The organism is Novosphingobium sp. PhB57, assembly GCF_004342985.1.
Taxonomy (GTDB): Bacteria; Pseudomonadota; Alphaproteobacteria; order Sphingomonadales; family Sphingomonadaceae; genus Novosphingobium.
Window position 1 is genome coordinate 84,519 of the sequence record NZ_SMBO01000006.1, and the last position, 15,590, is coordinate 100,108.

A 15,590-nucleotide genomic window follows, 5' to 3' on the forward strand; every position below is an offset into this window, starting at 1 on the left:
AATCGAAGGACAGGGCTCCACCATGGCAACCACCGTTCCAGAACATTTCCAAGGGCATGCCGATCATCACGGCCATGCCGACCACGACCACAAGCCGAGCTTCTTCGCGCGCTGGTTCATGTCCACCAACCACAAGGACATCGGCACGATGTACCTGATCTTCGCGATCTTCGCGGGGATCATCGGCGGTGCCTTCTCCGGCATGATGCGCATCGAGCTGGCCGAACCAGGCATCCAGTACCTCGATATCTTCGCGCGCTGGTTCGGCGCGACGAACCCTGATTTCAACTCGACGCTGCATGTCTGGAACGTGCTCATCACCGCCCACGGCCTGATCATGGTGTTCTTCATGGTCATGCCGGCGATGATCGGCGGCTTCGGCAACTGGTTCGTGCCGCTCATGATCGGCGCGCCGGACATGGCCTTCCCGCGCATGAACAACATCTCGTTCTGGCTGACCGTGGCGGGCTTCATCTCGCTGCTGTGCTCCGCCTTCGTGCCCGGCGGCACGGGTCTCGGCGCGGGTACCGGCTGGACGGTCTATGCGCCGCTCTCGACCACCGGCTCGCCCGGTCCCGCGGTCGATTTCGGCATCTTCGCGCTGCACCTTGCCGGTGCCGGCTCGATCATGGGCGCGATCAACTTCATCACCACGATCTTCAACATGCGTGCTCCCGGCATGACCATGCACAAGATGCCGCTGTTCGTGTGGTCGGTGCTGGTCACCGCCTTCCTGCTGCTGCTCTCGCTGCCGGTCCTGGCCGCCGCGATCACCATGCTGCTGACCGACCGCAACTTCGGCACCACCTTCTTCGATCCTTCGGGCGGCGGCGATCCGGTGCTTTACCAGCACCTGTTCTGGTTCTTCGGCCACCCCGAAGTCTACATCATGATCCTGCCCGGCTTCGGCATCATCTCGCAGATCGTCTCGACCTTCTCGAAGAAGCCGGTGTTCGGCTACCTCGGCATGGCCTACGCCATGGTCGCCATCGGCGTGGTCGGCTTCATCGTCTGGGCGCACCACATGTACGCCACCGGCATGTCGGTGAACACCAAGATGTACTTCACCGCCGCCACCATGGTCATCGCGGTGCCCACGGGCATCAAGATCTTCTCGTGGATCGCGACGATGTGGGGCGGTTCGGTCGAGTTCAAGAGCCCGATGGTCTGGGCCATCGGCTTCATCTTCCTCTTCACCGTCGGCGGCGTGACCGGCGTGGTGCTGGCGAACGGCGGCGTCGACGACGTGCTGCACGACACCTACTATGTCGTGGCGCACTTCCACTACGTGCTGTCGCTGGGTGCCGTCACCGCGCTCTTCGCCGGGTTCTACTACTGGTTCCCGAAGATGAGCGGCCGGATGCATTCCGAGTTCCTCGCCCACGTCCACTTCTGGATCTTCTTCATCGGCGTGAACATGATCTTCTTCCCGATGCACTTCCTCGGGCTGCAGGGCATGCCGCGTCGCTATCCGGACTATGCCGAGGCGTACCAGCACTGGAACCACGTCGCGACGATCGGCTACATGGTCATGGCGACCAGCCTGGTGGTCTGGCTGATCAACATGCTCTACGCCTTCACGGCCGGTCGCAAGGCCGAGGACAGCTACTGGGGCGAAGGCGCCACCACGCTGGAATGGACGCTGACCAGCCCGCCGCCGTTCCACCAGTTCGAGACGCTTCCCGTGATCGAGGAAGCTGCTCACCACTGATCGAAGCGTCGTCCCGGGGCTGACCCGGGACGACGCCCGATTCGCAAGGAACTCGCTTTTCGCGACTTTGCGGGTGTATGGGGCCAACCACCATGACGACAACGAGTCCCTCTCCCGCCGCAACGCTCCCCGCCGATTGGCGCGACCTTTTCGCGCTGACCAAGCCGCGGGTGATGAGCCTGGTGATCTTCACCGGCCTCTGCGGCCTGCTTGCCGCGCCGGAACGGATCCATCCGGTCCTCGCCTTCACCGCTATCCTCTGCATCGCCATGGGCGCCGGCGGTGCCGCCGCGCTGAACCAGTGGTGGGAGGCCGATCTCGACGCCGGGATGAAGCGCACGGCGAAGCGCCCCCTGCCGCAAGGCCGGCTGGACCGCACGACCGCGCGCGACTTCGCGGGCGTGCTCTGCGCCGTCTCGGTCTTCCTGATGGGCTTTGCAGTCGGCTGGTTGCCCGCCGCGATCCTGGCGATCTCGATCGTCTACTATGCCGTCATCTACACGATCTGGCTCAAGCCGCGCACACCGCAGAACATCGTGATCGGCGGCGGCGCCGGGGCCTTCCCGCCGCTGATCGGCTGGGTGGCCGTCACCGGCGAGATCACGCTGATGCCGGTGCTGCTCTTCGCCATCATCTTCTTCTGGACCCCGCCGCACTTCTGGGCGCTCGCGCTTTTCGTGAAGAGCGACTACGCCAAAGTCGGCATCCCGATGATGCCGGTGGTCGCGGGCGAGAAGGCGACGCGGCACCAGATCCTGCTCTACGCCGTCCTCCTGCTGCCACTTTCGGCGCTGCCCTGGTGGTTCGGCGCCCATGCGATCTACGGCGTTTCCGCCCTGGTCCTCTCCACGCTGTTCCTGGCGCTTTCCATCCGTGTCGGCCTGCGCGAACGCAGCGGGCCGGACGATGACATGAAGCCGGAAAAGCAGCTTTTCGCCTATTCGGTGCTCTACCTCTTCGCCCTGTTCGCGGCGCTGGTGGTGGATCGCTTCATCGTCCTTTGAAAGATCGAAGCATGAACGACGTCCAGCAGCCCGATCCCCGCACGCCGCAGCAGATTCGCCGGAGCCGCAACCGCGTGCTGGCGCTCAGCCTGGCGGGCTTCGTGGTACTGGTGTTCTTCATCTCGATCGCGAAGATGAGCTGATGGCAGGCGCAGCCGCTCCTTCCACCGACGGCAAGACGCGCAGCAACCGGCGTGTCGCTTTCATCGCCCTGTCGATGGCTCTCGGCATGCTGGGGCTGGGCTATGCCTCGGTCCCGCTCTACCGGATCTTCTGCCAGGTGACCGGCTATAACGGCACCACCCGCCGGGCGGACGAGGCGCAGGCGGCAGCCGTGCAGGTGACCGACAAGACCGTGTCGATTCGCTTCGACGCCAATGTCGAGCGCGGCATGCCCTGGCAGTTCAAACCGCTCCAGCGCACTGACACGGTGACCATCGGCGAGCGCGACATGGCGCTTTTCTGGGCCAAAAACGATTCGGACAAAGTGATCACCGGCACGGCGAGCTTCAATGTGGAGCCCGAGCAGGCAGCGCGCTACTTCAACAAGATCCAGTGTTTCTGCTTCACCGAACAGACGCTCCAGCCGGGCGAAGCGGTGAAGATGCCGGTGATCTACTACGTCGATCCGGCGTTCCTGAACGACCCGGATAACAAGGACGTGGAGCAGATCACGCTGAGCTATACCTTCCATGTCACCAGCACCTCGGATGCAAAGACACTGGACCACAGCCAAACGGGCGGTTAAGTCCCGGTACGGGAAACAAATCACGGGGGGAGCATTACCCCACCGGAAGAATCGAACACTGAAGTTTCGAGAACGGGGACGAAGGCACCATGGCCGGTACCAAGAATCACGATTACCATATTCTGCCGCCGGACATTGCGCCGCTGGCGACCACCATCGGTGCGCTCACGTTCACTTCGGGCATGGTCCTGTTCATGCACGACATGGCGGGCGGCAAGTTCGTGCCCTGGCTGGGCCTCGCGATCCTGCTGGCCTCGATGTTCATGTGGTTCTCCAAGATCGTCAATGAAGCTCATGCCGGCGATCACACGCCGGTCGTGCAGCTTCACCAGCGCTATGGCATGATCCTGTTCATCGCTTCGGAAGTGATGTTCTTCGTCGGCTGGTTCTGGGCCTTCTTCGACTTCTCGCTGTTCCCTTCGACGCTTGCCGAAGTGGTCGGTGGCCAGTGGCCGCCCAAGGCGATCGAAGCCGTCATGGACCCGTTCGACCTGCCGCTGCTCAACACGCTGATCCTGCTCTGCTCGGGCACGACCGTCACCTGGGCGCACCATTCGCTGATCCACGGTGACCGCGAAGGGCTGAAGAAGGGGCTCTGGGCCACGATCCTGCTCGGCCTGCTGTTCTCCAGCATCCAGGCTTACGAATATATCCATGCGCCCTTCCCCTTCGGGAAGAACACCTATGGCTCGGCCTTCTACATGGCCACGGGCTTCCACGGCTTCCACGTCATCGTCGGCACCATCATGCTGATCGTTTGCCTGAAGCGCACCTACAACGGCGATTTCACGCCGCGCCAGCACTTCGGCTTCGAAGCCGCGGCCTGGTACTGGCACTTCGTGGACGTGGTCTGGCTGTTCCTTTTCATCGCCATCTACGTCTGGGGCGGCTGGGGCTATCCCACGCACTGACCGGCCGGCCTGCCGGTCAACGGCAGTCCCATCGTTCGAACAGGAGGGCAGCCGCGCACCGCGTCTGCCCTCTTTCGGTTGAATGACCCAAGGAACGTCCATGCGCCCGATCCCCCTGATCCCCACGTTCCTGGTGCTGGTGGCGGTGGCCGTCATGGTCTCGCTCGGCTTCTGGCAGTTGCGCCGCCTTCACGAGAAGGAGGCTTTGCTGGCGCACTACGCCAGCGCCAGAGGCGCAGCGCAGGAAGTGGCATGGCCGCGCGATCGGGCCGGGCAGGAAGACCTGCTGTACCGCCGCGCCCGGCTCGACTGCGCGACCGTGACCGGCCATTCGAGCATCGCCGGCCGCAACGACAAGGACGAATCGGGCGCGGCGCAAACGGCGGATTGCACCCTCGCGGATGGAACCCGTGCCCTGGTCGTGCTTGGATGGTCGCGCTTGCCGATGGCGGCGGGCGGGTGGGAAGGCGGCCCGGTTCACGGCATCGTGGCGCCGGGCCCTCGGCTCGTGGCGACTCCTCCGCTTGCAGGGCTGGAGGCGAACGCCATTCCCGATCCCTCGGAGATTCCCAACAACCACTTCGCTTATGCGATCCAGTGGTTCCTCTTCGCGGCGACCGCGCTGGTGATCTACACGCTGGCGTTGATGAAGCGGTGGCAGAAGTAAGCTCGCACGCCATTCGCAGGCGGCCGGCGCGGCGCGCCGCGAGACGATGATGCGCGGCGTCGAGAGTGGCCGTGAGCTGCCCGCACTCTGGCCGCGCCTTAGTTACCCGCCTCGATCGGTCCCGATCTACGCCCCCTTTAGGAATTGTTCGCGCGCCAGCCCAACGACAGGCTTTTCATTTCGCGCCCCTGCGGCTAACCGCGCCACCATGGATTACATCAGCACCCGCGGCAGCGCACCGGCGCTCGATTTCGAAGGCGCCACGCTCGCCGGCCTCGCATCGGACGGCGGCCTTTATGTGCCGCGTGAGTGGCCGCGCTTCTCCGGCGAAGAGATCGCCGCGATGGCGGGCCTGCCTTATGCCGAGCTGGCGGCGAAAATCATGTTCCCCTTCGTTGAGGGCAGCCTGACCTACGACCGTCTGCTGGAACTGACCACCCAGGCCTATGGCCGCTTCGCGCACAAGGCGGTGACGCCGCTGAAGCAGCTCGACGAGCAGCAGTGGGTGCTGGAACTGTTCCACGGCCCGACGCTGGCTTTCAAGGACGTGGCCTTGCAATTGCTCGGCTTGCTGTTCGAGGAATTCCTCGGCCGTTCGGAGCGTAACCTGACGATCGTCGGCGCCACTTCGGGCGATACCGGATCGGCCGCGATCGACGCGGTGGCCGGCCGCGCCAAGGTCGACATCTTCATGCTGCACCCCAAGGGCCGCGTGTCCGACGTGCAGCGCCGCCAGATGACGACGGTGCTGGCGCCCAACGTCCACAATATCGCCATCGACGGCTCGTTCGACGACGCGCAGGCGACCGTGAAGCGCATGTTCAACGACAAGGCGATGACCGATCGCTTCGCCATCGGCGCGGTGAACTCGATCAACTGGGCGCGCCTGATGGCCCAGGTGGTCTACTACTTCGCGGCCGGTCTCCAGCTGGGCGCGCCGCACCGCAAGGTCGCGTTCTCGGTGCCGACCGGCAACTTCGGCGACGTGTTCGCCGGCTATGTCGCCGCGCAGATGGGTCTTCCGGTCGAGAAGCTGATCGTCGCCACCAATGTGAACGACATTCTCCACCGCGCGCTGGCAGACGGCGACTATTCGCAAGGCACCGTCACGCCCACCGCCGCCCCGTCGATGGACATCCAGGTCTCGTCGAACTTCGAACGCCTGCTGTTCGACCTCGGCGGCCGCGACGGCCAAGCACTGGCCGCGCAGATGGCCGGGTTCGAATCGACCAAGGCCATGCAGCTCACCAATGCGCAGCGCGAAGGCGCCGCCGCACTGTTCACGTCCGCGCGGACCGATGCCGACGAGATGGCCTCCACCATCCGCTGGGCCTGGGAAAACTGCGGCGAACTCATCGATCCGCACACCGCCTGCGGCCTGTTCGCCGCCCGCAATGCTGGCATTGACGCCAGCGTCCCGGTCGTCACGCTGGCGACCGCGCATCCCGCCAAGTTCCCGGACGCCGTCGAGCGTGCCACCGGCCAGCGCTCGGGCCTGCCCGCGCGCGTCGGCGACTTGTTCGAGCGCGAGGAAAAGTGCGTCGAACTCACCGGCGACTACGATTCGATCGCCGATTTCGTGGCCGAGCACGCGAGCCCGAAGGTCTGATGGCACGCCTCGAAACCCAACCCGTCATCCTCGCCGGAGAGGGCTGGGACGATTACGGCCTTGTCGATTCGGGCCACGGCCGCAAGCTGGAGCGCTATGGCGACTACCGCTTCGTGCGCCCCGAACCGCAGGCGATGTGGACTCCGCGCCTTGAAAACTGGGATGCGCACGGCGAATTCGTGCCCGGTTCGGACGAGGACGGCGGCGGCCGCTGGCAGTTCGACAAGGCCGTGCCGCGCGACGGATGGCCGCTTGCCTGGAACGAAGTCAGCTTCACCGCGCAGTGCACGCCGTTCCGCCATCTCGGCTTCTTCCCGGACATGGCGCCGGTGTGGGACTGGATGCGCGAGATGCTGGCCGGTCGCGACGATGCCAATACGCTGAACCTGTTCGGCTACACGGGCGTCGGCACCCTGGCGCTTTCGCCGCACGGCCCCGTCACCCATGTCGATGCGTCGAAGAAGTCGGTCGGCCAGGCGCGCGAGAATGCGGCGCTGGCCGGGCTTCAGGATCGTCCGGTTCGCTGGATGATCGACGATGCCGCCAAATTTGCCGCGCGCGAAGTGCGCCGGGGCAAGCGGTACGACGGCATCATTCTCGATCCGCCGAAGTTCGGCCGCGGCCCGACCGGCGAGACGTGGCGCCTGGAAGAGAACCTCCCCGGCCTGCTCGCCGATTGCCGCCAATTGCTCGACGCGGACAGCAAGTTCCTGTTCCTCACCGTCTATGCCGTGCGCATGTCCTCGCTGGCGCTGGCCGGGCTGATGGAAGAACTGTTCCGCGACCTGCCGGGCACCATCGAGCACGGCGACCTTTCCGTTCGCGAGGACGGCGTCTCTGAAAAGGACGGGGGCCGCCTGCTGCCGACGGCAATCTTCGCGCGCTGGCGCAATAACGGCTAAAGGCCCCCGCCATGCACCTCACCGCCATACCCGATTCGCTCATTCTGGAAGTCGCCGATTTCGAACACGATGTCCTTACCGGCATCTATTCGGAAGAGACCGGCAAGCCGCAGCCGCTGCGCTTCACGATCTCCGTGCAGCTGAAGCCCATCGATCGCTACGCGCCCGATACCCCGCTCACGGCCAGCAAGAACTACATGGACCTCAAGTTCGCGGCCAGCGAAGCGCTGCCGCAGGGCGTCCACTTCAAGCTGATCGAAGCCGTGGCCGATCACGTCTGCGAAACGCTGTTCCTCCAGGACGAGCGGGTCGAGGCCGTGACGGTGAAGATCGTCAAGCTCGCCATCGCCGAAGCGGGCGAGAAGATCGGCATGACGCTCACCCGGCATCGCCGCTGAGCCGTGATCCTGCGCGTCGGACCTCTGGCGGAAGACCCGCTCGATGCCGCCGCGCAGTTCCATGCCGATATCCTGCCGCAGGTCCGCGCCGCGCTGGTGGCGGAGGCTGACCTCACGCTGGTCTTCGCCCCGGCCGGGCACGAGCATCGCGGCTGGCGGCTGTCCGTGATCCAGGCGCTGGCCCGCAGCCACGCGCCGCGGCGCGTAAACGCCCTGACCGGAGACGGCGAGGCGGCCATTGCCGCCGCCGCTGCCTGGCTGGCCGAGGCTCCGGGCGTGACCGGGCAATACCTCCCCCTCGACGGCTCCCATTCTTTCGCTTGATGGGAATGGCGCACGGGGCCTACTATATGGGCTTCCATGAGCACTGCTGCGCCTCTCATTGACCAGTTCCAGCGCCGAATCACCTATCTGCGGCTTTCGGTGACGGATCGGTGCGACTTGCGCTGCGCCTATTGCATGCCGGAACGCATGACCTTCCTGCCCAGGAAGGACGTGCTCACGCTGGACGAACTGCACGAGCTGTCGCTGGGGTTCATTGCGCGCGGCGTGACCAAGCTGCGGCTAACCGGCGGTGAGCCGCTGGTGCGGCGGGACATGATCGAACTGGTCCGCGCGCTCGGCCGCAAGCTGGGCCACGGCCTTGAAGAGCTGACGCTCACCACCAACGGCACGCGCCTGCCCGAATTCGCGGACGACCTGTTCGCGGCGGGTGTGCGGCGAATCAACGTCTCGCTCGACACGCTGGACCGCGCGGCGTTCGAGAAGCTGACCCGGCGCGATTCGCTGCCGCAAGTGCTGGAAGGCCTGAAAGCCGCCAAGGCGGCTGGCTTGCGGGTGAAGATCAACACGGTCGCGCTCAAGGACGTGAACGAGCGGGAAATTCCCCGGATCGTCGCTTGGGCTCACGGCCAGGGATTCGAATCCACGCTGATCGAGGTCATGCCGCTGGGCGAAGTGGAGGAAGACCGCTTCGACCACTACCTGCCTTTGTCTGAAGTTCGCGCCGATCTCGAGAGGCGCTGGACGCTGCATCCCAGTCTCCACCGCACCGGCGGCCCCGCCCGCTACTTCGACGTGGCGGAAACCGGCGGCCGCTTGGGCCTCATCACGCCGCTTACCCAGAATTTCTGCGAGGGCTGCAACCGCCTGCGCGTCACGGCGACCGGGCAGCTATATGCCTGCCTCGGTGGTAACGAGCAGGTGGACTTGCGCGCGGCGCTGCGCAGCGCCGATCCGCAGGCAGGACTGGACGCCGCTCTCGACACGGCGATGCGGATCAAGCCGGAGCGTCACCACTTCGCCATCGACCGGCGCGGCGCGGCGCCGGCGCTGGCACGGCACATGTCGATGACCGGCGGCTGACATGGCGCTTGAACTCGTGTTTCTCGGCCGGCTGGAAGATCTGGCCGGCAGTTCAGGCCGCGCGGTACCCTTCGCGCCTTCGTTGGCGGCGGTGATCGCAGCCTTGGAGCCGGACCTCTCCGCCGCCGTCAAGGAACCGCGCATCCGCTACGCCGTGAACGGCACGCTCGTGCAGGGCGACGTGGAACTGCGCGAGGGGGACGAAGTGGCTTTTCTTCCCCCGGTTTCCGGCGGCTGAGGTGAGCAGCACCGTTCGCCTGTCCACCGATCCCTTCGATCCCGCCGAAGCGCTGCGCCAGTTCGCCGCGGGGGTGCCGCAGGCGGGCGGTATCGTCAGCTTCCTGGGGCAGGTTCGGGAGGGCGGCGGCGTGGAAGCGCTCGAACTGCGGCACTATGCGCCGCTGACCCTGCCCGCGATGGAAGCGCTTGCCGCGCGAGTGCGTGAGCGCTGGTCGCTGGACGGCCTGCTGGTCATCCATCGCAGCGGTACCATGCAGCCGGGTGAACCGATCGTCCTGGTCGCCGCTGCCGCGCGCCACCGCCGCGATGCTTTCGCTGCGGCCGATTTCGCGATGGACCATCTCAAGAGCGAATCGTGGTTCTGGAAGCGCGAAAAAGTCGCGGGCGAATGGCGCTGGATCGAACCGCGCCCGCAGGACATCGAAGACCTTGCGCGCTGGGCCTGATCGCGGGGCGTCCGATAGCCTGAGGCGGATCCCGTTTCGTAACTTTTCCGCGGTTTGACCGGCATCAATTCCTCCGGCGCGTAAACGGCCCATGGTGCTCCACAAGGAGATCACGCCATGACGCAACGTCTCGACAAGCAACAACTTCGCGAACTGGCCATCGCGGTCAGCTTACCCGCAGGCGCCAACCCGTCGCCTGCGACCGTCGATCGCGGTTTCGGCCTGCCGACGGGCCTCTACCTCGCGACCGTCGCGCTCTATCTCGGCTTCATCGGCGTCATGGCCGCCTCGTTCCTCAATCCGGAACTGGCGATCCCGATGGTGATCTTTGCGGGCTTCGTCGTCTTCGCCTTCGCCCTGGCCGGCTACTGGCCGCGCATGAAGCCCGCAAACGATACCGCGCCGCCCGATTGGGCGCAGTTCCGCGCGCGCGGCATCGAAACTTCGAGCGGAAGGCTGACTGCGGGCGAGGCGACCGTTCAGGTCCTCCTGCTTCCCGTGCTGATCCTGGGCTGGGGACTGGCCGTCGCGGTCATAGTCGCCCTGAGGTGATCCTGCCTCCCGTTTCCCGACCTGAGCCGGGGGGCTTCCGGTCGGGAGCGGTCCGTTCGGACGACCCCTCCCTCGCAAGGGGGAGGGGTTTTTCGTGTCTCGACGCCTTGGGAAGCGGGGCGAGGTTCAGGTCTTGAGGCGGGCGTCGAGGCCGGTGATGACGTCGTTCTGCGTGTTCACGAGGCCCTGGACCTGGCTGCGCGCGGTATCGATGGCGAGGGCGCTGGGCGATTCGTCCACCGGCTCGGCCTGCCGGGCATCGGCATAAAGCGAATCGAGATCCGCCAGGGCGGCAACGGCACTGTCGCGGCTGGACTGAAGGGCCGCCACGGCCACTTGCGCCGAAATCCACGCATCGCTCGTGCGAGAGGACCGGGCCGCGGCCGCCACGGCGCGATCGGCGGCGGGGCGCTTGGCCGCGAACTGCTTGTCCGCGTCGCGCGCGGCGGCAACCAGTCCGTCGATTCGGGTGGTGAGGTCGGCCGTGGGCGGGGGCAACTGCACGGGCGGCGGCGTGGGCTCGGCCGCGGCGGGCATGGCGGAGCGTTCCACCGCGCGATAGGACAGGGAGGGATAGCTCCCCGCCGTCGAGCAGGCGCTCAGGCCAAGGGCCAGCATGCCGAGGGCCAGCGCCCCCAGGGGCTGCATGGGCGCCAGCGTTCGCGCGGCTATGGGGGAAGCCTTCCGATTCGCGGGGCAGGGCGGGATCAGCGGCTGGAAACGGGCTGGTACGCGGGTCATGGTGCTGCCATAGCATGGTCATGGCCGATCGCGAGGGCCAATCCATGGCCAACCAAGCGGATGTCCGGGTTGAATCGCGTTTCGCGGCCTGTGCCGGGCGACTCCTTGGTTGACACGAATCGGGTGGTGGACTAACGGCACCCTTCTTTCCGGTACCCCATGCAAATGGGGACGCCGGTGCGTCGCCCGCAAGGCTCCACGGTTCCTTCCTGGACCAGAGCGGCCGGGGCAGAGTTGTTTCGGCCTGTTTAGGGCTCATTGATATTAGGTAAGGGCACCATGTTCGCAGTTGTGCGCACGGGCGGCAAGCAGTATCGGGTTGCCGCCGGAGACAAGATCGCGGTTGAAAAGCTGGCTGGTGAAGCCGGTGAGACCATCACGCTGGGCGACGTTCTGCTCGCCGGCAACGACGGCGAAGTCGCTGACGCCTCGAAGATCACGGTTTCGGCCGAGATCATCGCTCAGGCCAAGAGCGAAAAGGTCGTGGTGTTCAAGAAGCGCCGCCGCCACAACTATCGTCGCAAGAACGGCCACCGCCAGCAGATGACCCTGCTGCGCATCGTGTCCGTCGCCTGAGCCAAAGATCGGAAGGACTGAGCAATGGCACATAAGAAAGCAGGCGGTTCGTCGCGCAACGGTCGCGACTCTGCGGGCCGCCGCCTTGGCGTTAAGAAGTTCGGCGGTCAGGAAGTGATCGGCGGCAACATCATCATCCGTCAGCGCGGCACCCGCGTGTACCCGGGCGTGAACGTCGGCATGGGCAAGGATCACACCCTGTTCGCACTCGCCGAAGGTCGCGTGCGTTTCCACGACGGTAAACTCGGCCGTAAGTACGTCTCGGTAGACGCTATGGCAGAAGCCGCCGAATAATCGGATGGTCGATCAAAGGGCCATCCTGACGGGATGGCCCCGCCGATCTTCTTGAGATCGGCTGAACGAGGGAGAGGGGCCTGCCCGTCTCCCTCTTTTCGTGTCTCCCTCTCGCACGGCGCAACTGTCTTACAGAGCGACTAAGTCGTACATTTTCTTACGAATTTGCACGGATATTTCAGGCTCTCCGGACGTTGTGCGTAATCGCAATGTCACGCGCAAACCTTAGGAAAGGCGCGGGGCGGATGAGTGGAGATACTCTATGTTCGTTCGCAGCGAACGGCTGTTTCTGCGGCCCGGCTGGCCCGAGGACCAGGACGAATTCCTGGCCTTGATCGACGACGAAAGCGTCGTGCGCAATCTGACGCGCGCGCCCTGGCCCTATACCGGCGAAGACGCCCGGCGTTTTCTGGATGCCGCGCCGGACATGCTGCTGCCGCGTTTCCTGATCACCCAGCCCGGCTCGCACGGCACGCGCATCATCGGCTGCATCGGCTTGTCCCTGCTCGATGGCGAAGCGAACCTGGGCTATTGGATCGCCCGCGACCATTGGGGGCAGGGATTTGCGAGCGAAGCCGCGCGCGCCGTGCTCTCGCTGGCCCATGCCATCGGCCACAAGCGTATCGTCGGCAGCCACTTCGTCGACAACCCGGCCTCGGGCCGCGTGCTTGAAAAGGTCGGATTCCGGCCCACCGGGCGCGTGCTCGAACGCTACAGCGAAGGGCGCGCTGCAAGCTGCCTCTCGCGCGAATATGCCGTCGAGTTCGATTCGCCCAGCGATTGCGGCGACGATTGCGACAATTCCGGCCTCGGCAGCGCCCAGGCCATGGCGCCCAAGCGCGCCGCCTGACCTTTGTCGCGTCCCCGGCCCTGCCCGGCCGGGGACGACGATTCTTCCAAATCCCTGAAAAGAAAGGACTGCCGGATCGCGGCTCACCGGCGCGCGATCGCCGGTCGACTTCTCGCGTCCGGCCGCAGCAAAAGCCGTGCATTGCAACTGGCTTTGTGCATAGTGTGTCCTGCGGACAAAATAGAAAAACGGAGAACCGTCACATGTTCATCCGCACGGAGAGATTGTTCCTGAGGCCCGGCTGGCCGGAAGACTTCGACGAACTGGTGAACGCCATTTCGGAGGAGACGGCCCAGCGCAACCCCGGCGTAGGCGAATTGCCGCGCTCGACGCGCGCCATGCGCGACTATCTGGCCAAGCCGCGAGATCCGCGCCTGCCTCACCTCGTCATGTATCTGCGCGCGCCCGGCGGCCCCAAGCTGGTGGGCGGCATCGGTCTCGGCCGGATCGAGAACGAAGTGGAACTGGGCTACTGGATTGCACCGGCCCATCGCGGGCGGGGCTTCGCGCGGGAAGCCGTGCGCGCCGTGCTCGCCCAGGCGCGAACGCTGGGGCATCGGCGCGTGGTCGCCAGCCATTTTGCAGACAATCCGGCCACGCTGGATGTGCTGCAGGAGGCCGGTTTCGCGGATTCCGGGCAGGAGCGGGAGCGTTTCGCCCAAGGCAGGGCCATGCCGATCCGCGCGCGGATCTATGTTGCCAACCTTGGGGAGCGGCCGTTCCTGCGGGCGCCGATGCCGACGAACGTGCTTTCGGCCTGATCGATCCGGTCAGGCCGCAGCCTCAAGCCCCGAAATTCAGACCTGCAGTTCGAGCCACTTCGGCGCGATCAGCGGATCGATGTCCTCCACGCGCAAGTGGTCCACCGCCAGCCCCAGTTCGGGATAGGCGGCGCGGCGGCGCTTCTCGTCCGAGCGGGCCAGCGGAACCACGATCAGCCGGCGATTGACCTTCTGCCGCCAGTTCATGCGTGCGGTGTTCTCCTGGCCCACGTAGCAGCCCTTGGTGAAGCTGACGCCGTGCAGTTCGACTGCGTTGCATTCCAGCCAGAGCGTCTCACCGTCGCCGAGTTCGGCGCGGCCTTCGGGTACGCCCATGGCGAGCCGGTGCGCGCGCCATGCCGCATCGGCGCCTTCGAATTCCGAGGGATCGGTGGGGTCGACCGGAGCGATCCAGCGTTCGCCCAGGCCATGGTGGCGGGGGTCCGGGGCGGCGCCGTCGCCCGTATGCGGGCGCCAGTGGACGGCAAGGGTATCGTCGCGGGCGATGTCGATGGCCCGGCGCAGGCGGTACATCGACAAGCGCTTGACCAGAGCCTCGGCCGCTTCCGCCTCGCAATCGATCAGCAGGCCGTGCCCGCCCGGCCAGACCAGGAAGTCGAACAGCGCCTTGCCTTGCGGGGAGAGCAGCGCGGCCCAGGTGGGCAGCACGCCCTTCACGTCAGCGGTGACGAGCCCTTGCAGGAACTCGGCAACGTCTTCGTTCGAATCGGGGCGGGGGGAGAGCCGGATAACGGCGCGGTCGAACAGGCGGCTGGCGGTCATGGCCGATAAGTGGGGCAGGGCGGCGGACTGCGCAAGTGTCCGAATGACAGGCCGGAAAAGCTTGGGTGACGGCGTGGCCGGGAGGTGTGGTCAGGGACAGCCGGCAAGGCGTTCGCGGATTTCATCGAGAACCCAGACGGCGGCGGGGCCCGGCGGGCTGTCCTTGCGCCAGAGCGCGACAAGAGCATAGTCCATCGTCGGCCGCTCGGGCAGGTGAAGCTCGACCAGCTCGCCGCTCGCCAGGTCCGCGGCGATGCGGTGGCGCGGCATGGAGCCCCAGCCGATTCCCTCCTTGAGCAGCGCATGCTTGGCGCCGAGATCGGCCAGCCGCCACGAACGCGGGCTGAATACCGAGAAATCGCGGCCCTCCGTCAGCGGGGAGCGGTCGGTCAGCACCAGCTGGAGGTGCTTGCGCGCCGCGCCGGGCGGAATCGGGCCCGGGTTCGCCAGGGGGTGACCGGGCGCGGCGACCGGCACCATTTCCACGGCGCCCACCGTCTCGCGCTGGATTTCCGGCAGGTCGAGAATATCGGGCCCGGCGATGGCCAGGGTGGCGCGCCGATCCATCACCAGCGCGGCGACGGCGCCCAGAGCCTCGACATGAAGGCGCAGTGGCACGCTGGGGAACATCACCTGAAAGTCGCGCAGCAGCTTGGCGAGGACATTGCCGGGCACCATCACGTCCACCGCCAGCGAGAGTTCGGCCTCCAGCCCCTGTCGCAGGCTGCGGACTTTGGCGAGCAGGGCATCGACGTCGTCGGCAATGGCATGGGCCTCGCTCAGCAGCGCCCGGCCCGATTCGGTGAGCCGGGGCTTCCGCGACCCCTCTCGCTCGAACAGGCGGACATCGAGCTGGGCCTCAAGCTGGGCGATGGCATAGCTCACCACCGAGATCGCCCGGCCCAGCTTGCGGGCCGCACCGCCGAAGCTGCCCTCCTCGACGACGAGCAGGAATGTGCGCAAGTGATCCAGACTGGGCGGGGCAATGTCGACCACGATGCGAAGCCTTCAGCTTAGTTGAACATCTCGATC

The 15,590-nt window shown here is 65.9% G+C and carries 21 protein-coding genes; 18 read left to right on the forward strand and 3 right to left on the reverse strand.

Translation table 11 applies throughout. The features are described 5' to 3' along the window. The first annotated feature begins 22 nt into the window (after nucleotides 1-22). The 14 genes from ctaD to EDF58_RS17965 all read left to right on the forward strand — a co-directional run bounded on the left by ctaD (nucleotide 23) and on the right by EDF58_RS17965 (nucleotide 10,553). Nucleotides 23-1,711: a cytochrome c oxidase subunit I gene (gene ctaD / locus EDF58_RS17905; RefSeq protein WP_132268057.1), complete on the forward strand. Its 1,689-nt coding sequence runs from the start codon at nucleotides 23-25 to the stop codon at nucleotides 1,709-1,711. Between the two features lie 92 nt (nucleotides 1,712-1,803). Further along, nucleotides 1,804-2,715: a heme o synthase gene (locus tag EDF58_RS17910; protein ID WP_132268059.1), complete on the forward strand. Its 912-nt coding sequence runs from the start codon at nucleotides 1,804-1,806 to the stop codon at nucleotides 2,713-2,715. 11 nt (nucleotides 2,716-2,726) lie between these two features. After that, a complete protein-coding gene (locus EDF58_RS26655) occupies nucleotides 2,727-2,858 on the forward strand; it encodes a hypothetical protein (RefSeq protein ID WP_279388332.1) in 132 nt (43 codons plus the stop codon). Then, the gene (locus tag EDF58_RS17915; RefSeq protein WP_132268061.1) at nucleotides 2,858-3,463 is read left to right on the forward strand and encodes a cytochrome c oxidase assembly protein; all 606 of its coding nucleotides are present in this window, start codon (nucleotides 2,858-2,860) and stop codon (nucleotides 3,461-3,463) included. Before EDF58_RS26655 ends, EDF58_RS17915 begins: the two co-directional genes overlap by 1 nt. Nucleotides 3,464-3,552: 89 nt before the next feature. Next, nucleotides 3,553-4,374, forward strand: coding sequence for a cytochrome c oxidase subunit 3 (locus tag EDF58_RS17920; RefSeq protein WP_132268062.1), 822 nt, complete (start codon nucleotides 3,553-3,555; stop codon nucleotides 4,372-4,374). A gap of 100 nt (nucleotides 4,375-4,474) precedes the next feature. Beyond that, a complete protein-coding gene (locus EDF58_RS17925; protein ID WP_132268064.1) occupies nucleotides 4,475-5,041 on the forward strand; it encodes an SURF1 family protein in 567 nt (188 codons plus the stop codon). Nucleotides 5,042-5,249: 208 nt separating this feature from the next. Next, nucleotides 5,250-6,650: a threonine synthase gene (gene thrC / locus EDF58_RS17930; RefSeq protein ID WP_132268066.1), complete on the forward strand. Its 1,401-nt coding sequence runs from the start codon at nucleotides 5,250-5,252 to the stop codon at nucleotides 6,648-6,650. Beyond that, nucleotides 6,650-7,552 (forward strand): class I SAM-dependent methyltransferase, encoded by a 903-nt coding sequence (locus EDF58_RS17935; RefSeq protein ID WP_132268067.1) that lies wholly within the window; start codon nucleotides 6,650-6,652, stop codon nucleotides 7,550-7,552. Before thrC ends, EDF58_RS17935 begins: the two co-directional genes overlap by 1 nt. A gap of 26 nt (nucleotides 7,553-7,578) precedes the next feature. Beyond that, nucleotides 7,579-7,950: a dihydroneopterin aldolase gene (locus EDF58_RS17940; RefSeq protein ID WP_132268716.1), complete on the forward strand. Its 372-nt coding sequence runs from the start codon at nucleotides 7,579-7,581 to the stop codon at nucleotides 7,948-7,950. A gap of 3 nt (nucleotides 7,951-7,953) precedes the next feature. Beyond that, nucleotides 7,954-8,274 (forward strand): Rossmann fold domain-containing protein, encoded by a 321-nt coding sequence (locus EDF58_RS17945; protein ID WP_132268069.1) that lies wholly within the window; start codon nucleotides 7,954-7,956, stop codon nucleotides 8,272-8,274. Between the two features lie 36 nt (nucleotides 8,275-8,310). After that, on the forward strand, nucleotides 8,311-9,315 hold the full coding sequence (gene moaA / locus EDF58_RS17950; protein ID WP_132268071.1) for a GTP 3',8-cyclase MoaA: 1,005 nt from the start codon (nucleotides 8,311-8,313) through the stop codon (nucleotides 9,313-9,315). Nucleotide 9,316: 1 nt separating this feature from the next. Then, on the forward strand, nucleotides 9,317-9,553 hold the full coding sequence (locus tag EDF58_RS17955; protein ID WP_132268072.1) for a MoaD/ThiS family protein: 237 nt from the start codon (nucleotides 9,317-9,319) through the stop codon (nucleotides 9,551-9,553). A gap of 1 nt (nucleotide 9,554) precedes the next feature. Further along, a complete protein-coding gene (locus EDF58_RS17960) occupies nucleotides 9,555-10,001 on the forward strand; it encodes a molybdenum cofactor biosynthesis protein MoaE (protein WP_132268074.1) in 447 nt (148 codons plus the stop codon). 117 nt (nucleotides 10,002-10,118) lie between these two features. Next, a complete protein-coding gene (locus tag EDF58_RS17965) occupies nucleotides 10,119-10,553 on the forward strand; it encodes a hypothetical protein (protein ID WP_132268076.1) in 435 nt (144 codons plus the stop codon). Nucleotides 10,554-10,679: 126 nt separating this feature from the next. Here the strand turns inward: EDF58_RS17965 and EDF58_RS17970 are convergent, their stop codons facing one another. Next, nucleotides 10,680-11,294, reverse strand: a complete 615-nt coding sequence (locus EDF58_RS17970) for a hypothetical protein (protein ID WP_243654353.1) — start codon at nucleotides 11,292-11,294, stop codon at nucleotides 10,680-10,682. A 279-nt stretch (nucleotides 11,295-11,573) separates the two neighbouring features. Here EDF58_RS17970 and rplU point away from each other — a divergent pair, with 279 nt between their 5' ends. From rplU to EDF58_RS17990, 4 genes are all read left to right on the forward strand, one after another. Next, nucleotides 11,574-11,870 carry a 50S ribosomal protein L21 gene (gene rplU, locus EDF58_RS17975; RefSeq protein WP_132268078.1) on the forward strand — a complete coding sequence of 99 codons (297 nt, stop codon included), beginning with the start codon at nucleotides 11,574-11,576 and terminating at the stop codon, nucleotides 11,868-11,870. Nucleotides 11,871-11,894: 24 nt separating this feature from the next. Further along, a complete protein-coding gene (gene rpmA, locus EDF58_RS17980; protein ID WP_021233962.1) occupies nucleotides 11,895-12,164 on the forward strand; it encodes a 50S ribosomal protein L27 in 270 nt (89 codons plus the stop codon). A gap of 262 nt (nucleotides 12,165-12,426) precedes the next feature. Continuing rightward, nucleotides 12,427-13,014 carry a GNAT family N-acetyltransferase gene (locus tag EDF58_RS17985; RefSeq protein ID WP_132268079.1) on the forward strand — a complete coding sequence of 196 codons (588 nt, stop codon included), beginning with the start codon at nucleotides 12,427-12,429 and terminating at the stop codon, nucleotides 13,012-13,014. A gap of 203 nt (nucleotides 13,015-13,217) precedes the next feature. Beyond that, nucleotides 13,218-13,775: a GNAT family N-acetyltransferase gene (locus EDF58_RS17990; protein WP_132268081.1), complete on the forward strand. Its 558-nt coding sequence runs from the start codon at nucleotides 13,218-13,220 to the stop codon at nucleotides 13,773-13,775. 36 nt (nucleotides 13,776-13,811) lie between these two features. Here the strand turns inward: EDF58_RS17990 and EDF58_RS17995 are convergent, their stop codons facing one another. Beyond that, nucleotides 13,812-14,558, reverse strand: a complete 747-nt coding sequence (locus EDF58_RS17995) for a folate-binding protein YgfZ (protein ID WP_132268083.1) — start codon at nucleotides 14,556-14,558, stop codon at nucleotides 13,812-13,814. A gap of 90 nt (nucleotides 14,559-14,648) precedes the next feature. Continuing rightward, nucleotides 14,649-15,554, reverse strand: coding sequence for a LysR family transcriptional regulator (locus EDF58_RS18000; RefSeq protein WP_132268084.1), 906 nt, complete (start codon nucleotides 15,552-15,554; stop codon nucleotides 14,649-14,651). Between the last annotated feature and the right edge of the window lie 36 nt (nucleotides 15,555-15,590).